This is a genomic window from Mesorhizobium sp. B3-1-7, from assembly GCF_006439385.1.
Taxonomy (GTDB): domain Bacteria; phylum Pseudomonadota; class Alphaproteobacteria; order Rhizobiales; family Rhizobiaceae; genus Mesorhizobium.
In genome coordinates, this window is sequence record NZ_VFTL01000019.1 from 1 (window position 1) to 13,645 (window position 13,645).

Genomic DNA, 13,645 nt, shown 5'->3' on the forward strand with positions numbered 1-13,645 from the left:
GCTTGGCGGCAAGGGCTCGATCGGCGGCGATGTCACGGTTGCCGACGGCGCGACCCTGTCGCCCGGCTCTGCCGACGGGATACCAGGCACGCTGGCGATCGCCGGGAACCTCAATCTCTCCAGCGGCGCGGTCCTCAACTATTCTTTCGGTGAGGCCGATGTCGCCGGCGGAGCGCTCAACGATCTGACTACGGTCGGCCGCAATCTCGTGCTCGACGGCACGCTCAACGTCGGCGTGAGCGCCGGCGGCACCTTCGGGCCAGGCGTCTATCGCGTCTTCAGCTATGATGGCACGCTGACCAACAACGGGCTCGTCGTCGGGGCGATCCCATCGTCGGGTTATTCGATCCAGACCTCGATCGACCACCAGGTGAACCTCGTCAACACCGAAGGCCTGACCTTCAACTACTGGGACGGCAATACCGGGCCGAAAAACAATGGCGCGGTCAATGGCGGCGACGGCGTCTGGCAATCGGCCGCCGGCAATGACAATTGGGCAAATGAGACGGGTACGGCCAATGCCGGCTTCGCCGATGCCTCCTTCGCCATCTTCGCCGGACAGGCCGGCACCGTAACTGTGGACGACAGCCTGGGCCAGGTGGCCGCATCGGGCATGCAATTCATGACCGACGGTTACATCGTCCGGGGCGACGGGATCGAGCTCGTCGGGCCGTCCGGCAGCATAGTCGTTGGTGACGGCACGGCGGCTGGCGCGGAGATGACGGCAACGATCGCCTCCGTCCTCTCTGGGGACGCACAATTGGTGAAGTCGGATCGCGGCACGCTGGTCCTGACGGGTATCAACAGCTACACGGGCGGCACGGCAATCAATGGCGGCACGCTGCGGGTCTCGCAGGACGCCAATCTGGGTGATGCCGCCGGAGCGCTCTCCTTCGACGGCGGCACGCTCGGCACGACCGGCAGCTTCGCCACCTCGCGTGCGGTCAACGTGATGAGCTCTGGCACGATCTCGACCGCCGCCGATACCACCTTGACCCTGAACGGGGCTGTGACCGGGTCTGGCGCGTTCAACAAAGCTGGACAGGGAACGCTTGTTCTGACGGCGGGAGGCTCGACGTTCTCGGGACTGACTTCCGTCCAGCAGGGCACGCTGAAGGCGGGCGCGGCGGACGTGCTGGGCGCCGGCTCTGCATTCACCGTTGCTTCCGGCGCGACGCTCGATCTCGGCGGCTTCAACCAGGCCGTCGCCTCGCTCAACAATGGCGGCTCCGTGCGCCTCGGCGCCGCGGCACCCGGCACGGTGCTGACCATCAATGGCGACTACGTCGGCGCCGACGGAACCATCTTCCTCAATGCCACGCTCGATGGCGATGGCTCGACCACCGACAGGCTGGTTGTGCATGGCAGCACCTCGGGCACCTCGGTGCTCTCGGTCACCAATGTCGGCGGGGCAGGGGTCCAGACAGTGGAAGGCATCAAGATCGTGGACGTCGATGGAAGTTCGGCGGGCACCTTCACGCTTGCCGGCGACTATGTCTTCCAGGGCGACCAGGCCGTGGTCAGCGGCGCCTACGCCTATCGGCTCTATCAGAACGGCGTCAGCACGCCGGCCGACGGCGACTGGTATCTGCGCTCGGCGCTGATCAACAATCCGCTCTATTCGCCGGCGGTGCCGATCTACGAGGCCTATCCCGGCGTGCTGCAGAGTCTCAACGAACTCGGCACCCTGCAGCAGCGCGTCGGCAACCGCTCGTGGACGGGAGCAAGCCAGGGCGCCGACGAGATCGGCAGCGTCCCAACCCAGAGCGCGATCTGGGCGCGCATCGAGGCGGCGCATACAAGGCAGAGCCCTGGGAGCGCGACCACCGTCTCGGACTATGACGTGACCACCTGGAAGCTGCAGTCCGGCATCGACGGGCTGCTTTATGAGGATGCCACCGGAATTCTTCTGGGCGGCCTCACCTTCCACTACGGAACGGCTTCGTCGGACATCTCGTCGATCTACGGCGCCGGTTCCGTCCAGGCCACCGGCTATGGCTTCGGCGGAACCTTGACCTGCTATGGCGACAACGGCTTCTACACCGACGCTCAGGGCGAGATGACCTGGTATGACAGCGACTTGAGGTCCGCCACGCTGGGCAGCGAGCTTGCCAAGGGCAACAACGGCTTTGGCTATGCGCTGAGCATCGAGGCCGGACAGAAACTTGCGCTGCAGGGCAAGTGGACGCTGACGCCGCAGGCTCAGCTCGCCTATTCCTCGGTTCGCTTCAGCAGCTTCACCGATCCGTTCGATGCGGCGGTGTCGCTGGGTGGCAGCGATGCCCTGATCGGCCGCGCCGGCCTGTCGCTCGATTATGAGGATGCCTGGACGGGCGCTCAAGGCAAGGTCAGCCGCTCGCATCTCTACGGAATCGCCAACCTCTATTATGACTTCCTCGACGGCAATGACGTCGATGTTTCCGGCACGGCGCTGCACGAGCACGACCAGCCGCTCTGGGGCGGGCTGGGTGTCGGCGGGTCGCTCTCCTGGGCCGACGACCGCTACATGGTCTACGGCGAGGCCTTCGCCAAATCGAGCCTGAAAAACGTCGGTGACAGCCGGGCAATCGGTGCAAAGCTCGGCTTCAGCGTGCGCTGGTAGCAGCTGACCATCTGCTCACTCTCGGTCGGAATGCACGTGGCTGCTCGCATTCCCGGCGGAGCGACCTTTGAAGACGGAAACAAAGATCAGACGGTTCTCAAACGGCACGATCGGCGAATGTCGGCGTTGGTGCTTGCGTGCCCCCGCAACCAACGTACGCAGTACCGCATGCATTGTTTTCGTAGCGGGAGGTGAGCGCAGCCTCACCCTGTGTTCTTGTTGTTCGGTTCCCCGGACCATACGGGACGATACGAAGGATATGGGTTGGCTAACCATCCGCTAAACCATTGATTTTTAAGGAGTCTCAGACCCTCAGCGACTAACATAATCGTTATAAACCAATAGCTTGCGAAGCGGTTCGCCAAAGTCGACTCAAGGAACGGGTACCAGCTACCAGTGTAAAGCGCCTCCCGGCGGAGACTCGCCTTGGCCACCTTGCGGCCTATCTGCGCAGCTTCACGGGGCAGGAACCAAGCGACGCCGATGTGGTCCACTTTTCCACCTTCGTCATGCAGGCGCGATCACGACAAACAGCCCTCAAATAGCGGGCAAGATGTCCTCAGGCCTGTGCCGTTGCCACGTGCATCAAAATATCCACCAGGCGATCCTGGCCCGACCCTCGAAGCGCTTCCGGCGGACTCCGACCGTAGCCAACCGTCAGCAGCAGTCCATCCGTAGCGGCCATGATGACAGCAGCGCGTTGCAGCCCGGCGTCGAAGGAGAGTTCGGGCCTTATGCGCAGGATCAGATCGCGGAAGCGGACAAGCTGCTCGTCGCACAGCCGATCCAGCGCTTTGCTGGCGATGGGGTCGCGATGCGCCAGGTTCCAGAGTTCGTAGAAGAACCCGGCGGTGTGGGCGTTCTTGTTGTCCTCGATGAGGAAATGCAGCATGCGCCGAAGCTTGGTCTCTGCATTGCCTAGAGTCTCGCTTTCGAGGCGGCCAAAGGCTTCGTTGTAGTCATGCGTAATGGAGTCGATGACGGCCTCGAAGAGTTTTGCCTTGTTGCCGAAGAAATGTTGGACGGTGGCGATCCTCACATCGCAGCCGGAGGCAACGGCCCGCAGGGTGAGGGCGCCATAGCCGTCGCCGATCATGATCGCACGCGCGACGTCTACGATCTGGGCGCTGCGCTCGCCGGCCGCCATCCTCTTCTTGCCCTTGACCCGCTGATCCATCTTGCCCTCCGTTTCCCTCGACTAGCAGTTCGAGGCGTTTGCGTCCTCGCGTTCACGAGAACGGTATAGACGGTATTCGGCGTATTGTTTATAGGTCAATTGACACATTGAGTGAGGTTTGTTAACACATTAACTACCGCGTGGCCGCAGCGGTGGCGAGATTTTCACGTCGGAGGAGGACGGCAGGCTCGATACAAATTCAATCCACAGCCGGGATTGGGCGTCCGCTCATCGCCCTGACGTTGGCCGCTCTTTCGCCGGGAGAGGCGAGACAAGGCCAGACAACCATTTACCAACCACCATGCGATTCACGAAACCAACCAAGGGGAAGAACATGTCGCATCGTTCACGGCCACCGCTATCCGGATTTGGCGCGGCGTTGATTGGAGCCTTCTCAGGCTGGCTCATGCCGGGTCAGGCGGGCGCTTCGGATTTCCCATCTCTTCAGGATCTCTACACGGGAAGCTACCGGCTGCCGCCGTCTGAAAGCCCCAAACCGGTCACCGGCAAGAAGATCTGGTTCGTTTCCTGCAGCCAGGACGTCAGTCTCTGCGCGGCGGAGGCAGCAGGTACTCAGGAAGCGGGCCGGCTGTTGGGATGGGACACCACGATCTTCGATGGAAAATATGATCCGGCCGTCATGGCCAACGGCATCAGGCAGGCGATCGCCGGCAAGTTCGATGCGGTTGTTCTCGCCGGCGCCGACTGCAACGGCGTCAAGGGACCTTTGGCGGAGGCCAAGGACTCCGGCCTGAAGATCGTCAGTATCGAGGGGGTGGACTGCAGCGTCAGCGATCCGGGCGAGCCTTCCCTGTTCGACGCTGCCGTCACCTATGTCGAGGGCGATCTCATTCCCTGGGTCAAGAAATATGGTGCCTGGCAGGCCGACTACGTCATCGCCAAGACCGGGGGCAAGGCTGAGGCCATTGTGTTGGTCAGCGACGAGGTGCTCGTTTCAAAGCTGACGAGCGAAGCCACGATCGAAGAGTTGAAACGCTGCCCAGGCTGCACTGTCCACGAAGTGTCGTTCAGCTACGGTTCCCAAGGCCCGCAACTGCAACAGCTTGCTGAACAGGCATTGTTGCGCTTCCCCAATGCGAACAGCCTCATTGTTCCTGCGGATTCCGTCATCCTGAGCGGAGTCGGACCGGCGATCGAAGCGTCCGGACGAGATTTGGTTGTCGTGGCCGCGGAGGGCCAGGAGGCAACGATGAATCTTGTGCGGGCAGGCAGCCGGCAGGTCAGTGCGGGCGTCGGAATTCCCAGCGCCTGGGAAGGCTATGCCGCGGTTGACGCGTTAAACAGGGTCTTCAACGGGCAACCGGCCGTCAATTCGGGGGCTGGCCTGCAAGTTTTCGACAAGGATCACAACGCTGGCACCGCTGGTGCGTTCAATGCTTCGACGGATTTCGTCGCCGCCTACAAGAAAGCCTGGGGCATCACGGAATGAATGCGGCTAAATTCGCCGTCAGGTTGCACGCAATCTCGAAGGCCTATGGAGCGACCCGGGCTTTGGAGGATGTATCGTTCGATGTATCCTCGGGAAGCATCCATGCGCTGCTCGGCGGCAACGGATCGGGCAAATCGACGCTGATCAAGATCCTGGCCGGTGTCGTCGGAGCCGACGCAGGTCGGATCGACCTCGGGGGCGTCGAGTTTGCCGCGTCCACTTTTTCGGCGGCAACGGCGAAGAAATGCTCGATCCACGTCGTGCACCAACATTCCTCGACATTCCCGCATTTGTCGGTGGCAGAAAATCTTTCAATAGGCAGGGGCTTCGAGACGGCCGGGTTTGGACGCATTTCCTGGTCGAGTGTCAGGCGGAGGGCCAACAAGGTGCTCGAGCGCTTCGGCATCGAGGCATATCCGGATCAACTTCTCTCGAATTTGCGCCCGGCGGCCCAGATGATGGTGGCGATCGCCCGAGCCCTGCAGGATCAGGAGGGCGAATCGAGCGGATTGCTGGTTCTGGACGAGCCCACTTCGGCGCTGTCGGCGGCGGAAGCGGACAGGCTCGCCGCAGCACTCCGCCGCTTCTCGGCTGCCGGCCAGACCATCATCATCGTCACCCATCATCTTCAGGAGGTCATGGATCTTGCCGACCACGTCACGGTGCTGCGTGATGGCAAGGTCGCGGGGAATCTCTCCGGCGATTCAATAACCAAGGCGATGCTTGTCCGGCTCATCGCGGGCCCCAACCACACTGCTGTCAGCAGGCCGGCGGGTGTGGTCCCCGGCGCGATGCTGCTGGAGACAAGAGGGCTTAAGGGCGGGCCGCTTCGCGGCGTCGACCTGTCGGCACGAGCCGGCGAAATCATCGGTATCGCCGGACTGTTGGGCAGTGGCCGAAGCGCGCTGCTGCGTACCCTCTTCGGCATAGTCAGGCCGACCGGGGGTGCAATACTGCTCGACGGACATCCGTATACCGCGGTCGATCCCAGGGCCGCTGTGCGTGCCGGCATGGCCTTCGTTCCCGAGGACCGGATGGCAGACGGAATATTTGCCAGCCTGTCGGTCATGAACAATTTCAGCGTTGCAAGCCTTGATCGATACTGGTCGGGATTGCGCCTGCGCTTCGACGCCGAAAAGCGGGAGGCGCTCCGCCTTGCCGATCTGGTCGGTCTCAAACCGCGTCGCGTCGATCTCGCCGTCGACAAACTATCCGGTGGCAATCAGCAAAAGGTAACGATCGGACGATGGCTGTCGCGCAAACCGCGCTTGCTGCTTCTCGATGAGCCGACGCAGGGTGTCGACATCGGCGCCAGGGCGGAGATCCACCGACTGATCCGCGCCGCCGCGATGGAAGGCGCGGCGGCCATTGTCGTCTCATCGGATTTTTCTGAACTTGTCGACCTGTGTGATCGCGCCCTGGTGCTGAACGGTGGCAGGGTCTGCGCCCATGTGTCCGGAAACGAACTCACGACACAACACCTCCATGAACTCACCCAACTGCGAGTGGCAGCATGACCGAACCAGCTCTCGCCGCAACCGGCACGAACAATGCAAAGTCCGCGTCGCGGGAGTATGGCGCCCGTAGGTTCTTCCGCCTTTATGGCGAGGCCTACGCTCTTGTGGCACTCCTGGCTCTGATCGCGATTTTCTTCACGCTCTTGCCGGCGACACGCGAGACCTTCCCGACGTCGGCCAATCTGCGCATCGTGATCGCCAATCAGGCGGTCTTGGCGATCGTAGCGCTGGCAGCCTTCGTCCCACTGATCGTCAACGAGTTCGACGTCAGCGTGGGCGCAAATCTCGGGCTTTCTTCTATTTTTGCAGCGGTCGCGATGTCGGCAGGCATGCCCTGGTTCCTGGCGCTGTTGCTTGCGGTCGCGATCGGCACATCCATCGGTGTCGTAAACGGCGTCCTGGTCACGCGCGCCGGAATCAACTCGTTGATTTCGACACTCGGCATATCGATCATTATCCATGGAATCGTGACCTGGAAGACTGGCGGCGTCAGCGTCGTCAGCAACATTCCGCCGATCCTGTCCAAATTCGGATCGGGCACCCTGTTCGGGATACCGCTGCCCTTCTTCGCTCTTCTCATCGTCGCGCTGCTTCTCGGATATGTGATCATCTTCACACCGTTCGGCCGCTATCTCTATGCGATCGGCTCAAACATCTCGGCAGCCAAACTCGTCGGCATCAATACGACCCGCATGGTGATCCTCAGTTTCGTGATATCCGGTGCCCTGTCGGGCTTCGCCGGTTTCATCCAGATCGCCAGGACGGGCGGCGCAAACCCGCGTGTCGGCGAATCCTTCACCTTGCCGGCCCTCGCGGCGGCGTTTCTTAGCGCCTCCGCAATTCTGCCGGGCACCTACAACGTCGCCGGAGTTATCGTCGCCGTGTTCTTCCTGGCGACCATCAACAGCGGTCTCAACCTTGCCGGCGCCGAGGTCTACGTCAACGATCTGGTCAACGGCTTTGCCCTCATCCTCGGTGTCGGTCTTTCCAAGTTCCTGGGTCGCAACCGCGCCTGAAGTGCCGCCGCCCTCAAGGGAGCTTGGCCGTCTGTGGCGCGACGCGGCTCAACTTGCCTCAAACGGCGTCCTCCCGAACGTCACTCATGATGTGGTCGAGAAAGAGCCGGAACAGTTCGCGCTCGGAGGTGATGTCCAGTTTGTCATAGACCATTCGCTTGCGATTCTTGACCACCTGATGGCTGATGCCCATGGCCTTCGCGATGGCGGCATTGTGATAGCCTCGAAGCGATAGACGCACGATCTGGAGTTCACGCGGGGCAAGATTAACAGGACTGTAGGTTTCGACCGCGACATCGAACAGAAGCGAAGGCGGCGCGCCGTGCGTGGCGGACAAGCCGTCTGAGACTTGGTCTGTTTGAGCCGTCGGGTTCGCGTTGGGCGTACCGAGATGCGTCTGATGAATCGAGTTTGCCAGCGCCAGATAGGTGCGCAGCAAAAGCACCGTCCGCGTGGAGAACTGCCCCTCGGCGCGATCCCAGCAGAGAACCAGGGTAGCGCCATTCGAATCCGGAAGCATGACGACGATATCGTCGGACACGCCTTCCGATGTCAGCAGGTCGCGGTAGGTCTGAAATCCTCTTTCGGCAACGGTGTGGTCGCGAAACAGCTCAACGCCGAGTTGGGGACCATTCAGGCACAGCCGGTAGAACGGATCGAACCGGTAGAAACCGCTCAGGTAAACATCGAACGAATGAAAATCGCCGCCTTCTCGAAACAGGCAAACTGGCGGCTCGTTGGGGCCATAGCGGAAAATATAGCGATAGTTCCAATGCAGCAGGGAACTCAACGCTTCCAGGAGTTGGAACTGGAAGTCAGCCTCGCCCCGGTGGTCGAGCGCACGCGATAACAGTCCCAATGTGACTTCCGAGGATCGCGTCACCATTTCCCTGGCTTTCGCCAAGCGCTCCAGCCTGGATCGGCGTACACGCCCGCGTCTGAAAAGGCCTCCTTCCGCATAGGTCGTGGTTCCTCCGACAAACGGCGCATGGGTACTGGGGTCATCATGCATTTTGCCTGTCTTCTCCATAGCTTAGTCAAGACCCGAGAGCGTCGCAATTGCGCGCCGCAAGAAGATAGCGAGGAACGCTGGATGGCTGTGAAGACAGAAGCTTTTTCCAACCCGGGAGACGCGCTGCAAGCCTACGTGCGCGCCTTCGCGCGGAAGGATATTGGCGCGATCATGGAGCTGTTTTCCAATGGCGGACTCGTCGAGATTCCCATGCTGAAGCCGAACCGGCTGTTCGGACAGACAGAACTGCGCCGCGGTCATGAGGCGATCTTCGAGGCCGTCTCTTCGTCACGCTTCGAACTGTCTGAGCCAGCGGTCAACGATATCGTTGCCATTGCAAGCGGCAGGCTGAAAACGGAGCGGGGCGGCGTCCAGCACGTGCATCCCGTCGCCATTGTGGCGGAAGTCGATTCGGAGCGCCTGATGCGTCTCAGTCTCTATATGGACGGCCGCAATCAGCGCCTCTGGTCAGACAAGGCGATCCTTTAGCTCCCGCACTTTTCCCGTCGAAAACGCATCGAAAGCACCAATAGCCATGACCCCCACACAAGCGTTCCGCAGATATTGCGACCATTTCATCGCTGGCGATGCCGCGGCGATCGCTTCAATGTTCACCGATGATGGGGAGTTCATCGTACCCATGGCCGACAAGCCGGCCAAAGGCCGCGCCAGCATCGAAAAGGAGATGCGGCAGGCGGCCCTCAGCCAAAAGAACATACAGGTGGAGGTCACTGCGGCGATCGACGGCGGTGCGACAGGTTTTGTTGAGGCCAACTACTCCGCAGAGGTTGTCGGGACCGGCGGCAAGCTTGATGGCACGCCGCATCGCGTCGATTTTCGCATGGTCGGCGAGATCACGCTCGTCGACGGCAAGGTCAAGCGGCTTACGGAGTACCTGGACCGCCGACCGATGTTCCCCGAAGAGCGCCAGCGGGTCTTCACCGTCAATCGACTCTCGCCCTATTTCGGTAAGTCCGTGGAAGAGGGCTGCATGGAATGGATGGTCTACAACAACATGCATTTCCCGATGATCTACGGGCGAATGCCCTTCCAGGAATACGACACCCTGCTCAATGGCGTTACGCTGTGGGATGTCGGCCTTGAGCGGCAGACCCAGCTCAAGGGTCCCGACGCGCTGCGGTTCATGGACTATCTGTCATGCCGGGACATGTCCACCATGAAGGTCGGCCAATGCCGTTACACATTGCTGACCGACGAGAACGGTATCTGCCTGTGCGATCCGGTCGTGCTGCGTCCATCGGAAGACACGGTCTGGATCTCGCACGGAAACACCGACATCACGCTTTGGGCGCGCGGCATCGTGATGGGCTCGGACTGGAAGGTGGAAGTGTCCGAACCGGACATCGCCCCCATGCAGATTCAGGGCCCGCTCTCCATCGAGGTCATGAAGGCGATATGCGCGGACCCGGTCTGGGAGCTGAAGAGCTACACATGCATGCGGACAACGGTGCTCGGCAAGGATGTGGTCGTTTCGCGCACGGGCTGGAGCAGCGGCGAAGGCTTCGAAATCTATCCCCTGTCGTCGGTGGGCGCGACCGACATCTGGGACGCGGTCAAGAAAGCGGGCGAGCCTTACGATATCATGGTCATGGGCCCCAACATCTTCCGCGCGCTCGAGCGGGGCGTGACCGACATCAGCTACTACACCAATTCGGGCATGAACGCGCTTGAGGATCTTGGCAACAAGTTCGTCCATCTCGACGTCGAGGCCGATTTCATAGGCAAGGATGCGCTGAGACGGATCAGGGCCGATGGCGTCAGGCGCAAGTCGGTTGGCCTGTTCATCGAAGGACCGGTTCCGCGCATGGAATGGTTCTGGGACGCCAAGGACGCTAGAGGCAATCCCGGCGTCGTGCGATGGGCGGCGCACTCATTCGCGCTCGACCGCAGCCTCGGTATCGCGCTGGTCGATGCCTCGGTCGAAGTCGGCGATGTGATCGAAGTCAGCCACCCGCTCGGCGTCGTGAAGGCCGAGGTCACCACGGTTCCGTTCGTTGGCAAATCGTCCTGAGCGCACAGGCATCGTACCCGGGAGAGAGTGATGAACGATTTCTGTCACATCATAAACGGCGTGCAGGTCGCGGCGCGCAGCCATTTCAACGTGTACAATCCGTCGACGGCGGCGATCGTAGGCAGAGCTCCTGAGGCAGAGAAAACGGATATCGACAGCGCAGTCTCGTCGGCGCGGGCGGCGTTCGAAGGCTGGAGCAGGACGTCGAATGAAGTCCGCAGGAAGGCCGTTCATGATGCCGCCAATGCCATCGAAAAGCATCTGGAAGAGCTCGCGACACTGCTGACCCTGGAACAGGGTAAGCCGCTTGGCGGGATGGGCTCACGCTTCGAACTCGCAGGCGCCATGGCCTGGACCCGTTACACCGCGGACCTCGAACTTCCGGTGCAAATCCTTCAGGACAACGATGAAGGCCGCGTCGAGCTCCATCGAAAGCCGCTCGGCGTGGTCGGCTCTATCACCCCCTGGAACTGGCCGCTGATGATTGCTTGCTGGCATATCATGCCGGCGATCCGTGCGGGCAACACCGTCGTCATCAAGCCATCGCCCTACACGCCGCTGTCAACCATCCGTATGGTCGAGATTCTAAACGGGTGCCTGCCAGCCGGCGTGGTCAACGTCGTCACCGGCCAGGACAATGTCGGCGATTTGATTTCCGGACATCCCGGAATCAGCAAGCTGGTCTTCACGGGCTCGACATCGACCGGCAAGAAAGTGATGCGGTCGGCCTCTGATACGCTCAAGCGCCTGACGCTCGAGCTTGGAGGCAACGACGCGGGCATCGTCCTTCCAGATGTCGATCCGGTCGCGATTGCCGAAGGGCTTTTTTGGGGCGCCTTCATCAACAACGGGCAGACCTGCGCTGCCATGAAGCGGCTTTATGTGCACGCCGACGTTCATGACGCAGTCTGCGAGAACCTGGTTTCCTTTGCCGCAAAGGTCACGATGGGCGACGGCATGGACGAGGCCAACTTGCTGGGACCAATCCAGAACAGGGCCCAGTTCGACAAGGTGACGCGGCTGGTGGAAGACGCCAAGGCGCGTGGCGCGAAAGTTCTGCTCGGGGGAAGCGCCAAGGAAGGTCCAGGCCACTTCTATCCGATCACCCTTGTCTCCGGCCTCGCCAATGGGGATCCATTGGTCGATGAGGAGCAGTTCGGCCCCGTCCTGCCGATCATCCGCTATGCCGACGTCAACGATGCGATCCGAGAGGCAAACAACAGCGTGAATGGCCTTGGTGGCTCGGTATGGTCCAGAGATGTCAGGGAAGCCAAACGGATCGCATCGCACCTCGAATGCGGCTCGGTCTGGATCAACAAGCACGGCGCCATCCAGCCGAACGCACCGTTCGGGGGCGTCAAATCTTCCGGCATCGGCGTCGAATTTGGGCAACTTGGACTTGAGGAGAACAGTTCGGTCCAAGTCATCTTTTCATGACTGCAGCTAAATATAAATCAATAAAATACGAAGAGTAATCTTCCTATCATTCAAACCAGCTGAAGCGTAATCGAGTTGTCAAGTATAATGGCGGAATTTCTGGGATTTATGGCATTCCAGACCTCTGGTCGAGCGGGTAAAGTCAGGCTGAGAGCTTGTTTCGCTTGCTGGGCGGAGGCGCGGCGCCTTCACATTACGCCCGCGATTCACTCGCGGATCAATCATGCCGAGCGTCGCTTGGCGGCGACCTTCCCCATAATTGCTCCATTGTCGTTATTTTATCAATCGTTACGAAGGGCTTGGCAAAGGCCTGCGCCGAGCCATCTCGTCCGCCTGCGAATCCGGCTTGTGACTCCTCACGGCCGAGCCAGTCGCTCAATCGAGCCTGGGGAACATTCAGCAGACCTCGTGATTAGGCGGCTTCCGGGCCCATCACGGTCTGGAAGTCCAGCAATTGCGGTCACAAACGAAAGGCGGCCATCATGGGTTTTTTCTCGAAGGACATCAAAACGTTGGACGACCTGTTCGTTCATACGCTTCAGGACATCTACTATGCGGAGCAGCAGATCCTAAAAGCGCTGCCAAAGATGATCGAGAAGGCTTCAGACGGCAATTTGAAGGCTGGGTTCGAGAAGCATCTTCGCGAAACGGAGGGCCATGTCGCGCGGGTCGAAGAGGTCTTCGAGATGCACGGCCAGAAGATTAAGGCGGTCGATTGCCCTGCGATCGATGGCATTCTCGAGGAGGCCGACGATGTCAGCGCCGATGTCGACGACAAGGAGGTTCTCGACGCTGCTTTGATCGCGTCGGCTCAAGCCGTCGAGCACTACGAAATGACGCGCTATGGAACGCTGATAGCGTGGGCCAAGCAACTCGGCCGAGACGACTGCGCCGCTGTCCTGGCCGAGACCCTCAAGGAAGAGAAAGCGGCTGACGACAAGCTGTCGGAAATTGCCGAGCGCAAGGTCAATGCCATGGCGGCGGAATGACAGGCCACCCGGCTCCGCCGCTCAACTCTCCGAGGAAGGCAGGAAGGGAACTTTGCTTTGATTGCCGGTTACGCCGGGTGTGTTAACATTTGTTATGAGCAGGCCCGTGCGTCGACACACCGTGATTCCGATAGAGACCCAAACCGCGGCTCCAAAGCGTTCAACGCTCGATGGGGAACTGCTTGCCGCGTTTGAGATCGTCGCAGACGAGCCAGCGCCTGAGCGGCTGGTTGAGTTGGCGCGGGAATTGGAAGCGGCTGCTCGGATGGCGAAAGCCGACGGCAAGCTGCACTGACAAAACTTCAAGGTGGCACCGCCAGCCGGGTTAAATCCCGTCTGGCGGTGTTGGAGGCTTCTGGCGTCAAAGCTTGAGAGCATAGATGCCCGCTTTAAAATCTGCTTGCCGAGCGCAC

At 60.8% G+C, this 13,645-nt stretch carries 11 protein-coding genes; 8 read left to right on the forward strand and 3 right to left on the reverse strand.

Annotated features, from left to right (window positions below; all coding sequences use genetic code 11):
• Positions 1-2,602 (forward strand): autotransporter outer membrane beta-barrel domain-containing protein (locus FJ417_RS16825; protein WP_140784249.1); only part of this gene is annotated, 2,602 nt, incomplete at its 5' end.
• A gap of 559 nt (positions 2,603-3,161) precedes the next feature.
• Here the strand turns inward: FJ417_RS16825 and FJ417_RS16835 are convergent.
• Positions 3,162-3,779: a TetR/AcrR family transcriptional regulator gene (locus tag FJ417_RS16835; RefSeq protein ID WP_140784250.1), complete on the reverse strand. Its 618-nt coding sequence runs from the start codon at positions 3,777-3,779 to the stop codon at positions 3,162-3,164.
• A 334-nt stretch (positions 3,780-4,113) separates the two neighbouring features.
• Here FJ417_RS16835 and FJ417_RS16840 point away from each other — a divergent pair, with 334 nt between their 5' ends.
• The 3 genes from FJ417_RS16840 to FJ417_RS16850 all read left to right on the forward strand — a co-directional run bounded on the left by FJ417_RS16840 (position 4,114) and on the right by FJ417_RS16850 (position 7,762).
• On the forward strand, positions 4,114-5,229 hold the full coding sequence (locus tag FJ417_RS16840; protein ID WP_181183238.1) for a substrate-binding domain-containing protein: 1,116 nt from the start codon (positions 4,114-4,116) through the stop codon (positions 5,227-5,229).
• The gene (locus FJ417_RS16845) at positions 5,226-6,746 is read left to right on the forward strand and encodes a sugar ABC transporter ATP-binding protein (RefSeq protein WP_140784252.1); all 1,521 of its coding nucleotides are present in this window, start codon (positions 5,226-5,228) and stop codon (positions 6,744-6,746) included. The genes FJ417_RS16840 and FJ417_RS16845 overlap by 4 nt, the downstream gene beginning before the upstream one ends.
• 191 nt (positions 6,747-6,937) lie before the next feature.
• Complete coding sequence (locus tag FJ417_RS16850) at positions 6,938-7,762, forward strand: ABC transporter permease (protein ID WP_181183239.1); 825 nt, start codon at positions 6,938-6,940, stop codon at positions 7,760-7,762.
• Between the two features lie 58 nt (positions 7,763-7,820).
• Here FJ417_RS16850 and FJ417_RS16855 read toward each other — a convergent pair whose 3' ends face one another.
• Positions 7,821-8,666 carry a helix-turn-helix transcriptional regulator gene (locus FJ417_RS16855; protein ID WP_181183240.1) on the reverse strand — a complete coding sequence of 282 codons (846 nt, stop codon included), beginning with the start codon at positions 8,664-8,666 and terminating at the stop codon, positions 7,821-7,823.
• Positions 8,667-8,750: 84 nt separating this feature from the next.
• On the opposite strand from FJ417_RS16855, the gene FJ417_RS16860 reads away from it, so the two are divergent.
• The 4 genes from FJ417_RS16860 (at position 8,751) to FJ417_RS16875 (ending at position 13,232) form a co-directional block, all read left to right on the forward strand.
• On the forward strand, positions 8,751-9,263 hold the full coding sequence (locus FJ417_RS16860) for a nuclear transport factor 2 family protein (protein WP_181183241.1): 513 nt from the start codon (positions 8,751-8,753) through the stop codon (positions 9,261-9,263).
• A 46-nt stretch (positions 9,264-9,309) separates the two neighbouring features.
• The gene (locus FJ417_RS16865; RefSeq protein ID WP_140784256.1) at positions 9,310-10,806 is read left to right on the forward strand and encodes a nuclear transport factor 2 family protein; all 1,497 of its coding nucleotides are present in this window, start codon (positions 9,310-9,312) and stop codon (positions 10,804-10,806) included.
• 30 nt (positions 10,807-10,836) lie between these two features.
• Positions 10,837-12,243, forward strand: a complete 1,407-nt coding sequence (locus FJ417_RS16870) for an aldehyde dehydrogenase family protein (RefSeq protein WP_140784257.1) — start codon at positions 10,837-10,839, stop codon at positions 12,241-12,243.
• A gap of 482 nt (positions 12,244-12,725) precedes the next feature.
• A complete protein-coding gene (locus FJ417_RS16875; protein ID WP_140703688.1) occupies positions 12,726-13,232 on the forward strand; it encodes a ferritin-like domain-containing protein in 507 nt (168 codons plus the stop codon).
• Between the two features lie 160 nt (positions 13,233-13,392).
• On the opposite strand, the gene FJ417_RS33800 is transcribed toward FJ417_RS16875, so the two are convergent.
• Entirely contained in the window at positions 13,393-13,524 is a 132-nt protein-coding gene (locus tag FJ417_RS33800) for a hypothetical protein (protein ID WP_281405426.1), read from the reverse strand.
• Positions 13,525-13,645 lie beyond the last annotated feature (121 nt).

Bases quoted from the DNA above. Each gene is read 5' to 3' on its own strand.
- FJ417_RS16845 (WP_140784252.1), top strand. From the start codon at position 5,226: ATGAATGCGGCTAAATTCGCCGTCAGGTTGCACGCAATCTCGAAGGCC.
- FJ417_RS16840 (WP_181183238.1), top strand. From the start codon at position 4,114: ATGTCGCATCGTTCACGGCCACCGCTATCCGGATTTGGCGCGGCGTTG.
- FJ417_RS16860 (WP_181183241.1), top strand. From the start codon at position 8,751: ATGGGTACTGGGGTCATCATGCATTTTGCCTGTCTTCTCCATAGCTTA.
- FJ417_RS16835 (WP_140784250.1), bottom strand. From the start codon at position 3,779: ATGGATCAGCGGGTCAAGGGCAAGAAGAGGATGGCGGCCGGCGAGCGC.
- FJ417_RS16865 (WP_140784256.1), top strand. From the start codon at position 9,310: ATGACCCCCACACAAGCGTTCCGCAGATATTGCGACCATTTCATCGCT.
- FJ417_RS16875 (WP_140703688.1), top strand. From the start codon at position 12,726: ATGGGTTTTTTCTCGAAGGACATCAAAACGTTGGACGACCTGTTCGTT.
- FJ417_RS16870 (WP_140784257.1), top strand. From the start codon at position 10,837: ATGAACGATTTCTGTCACATCATAAACGGCGTGCAGGTCGCGGCGCGC.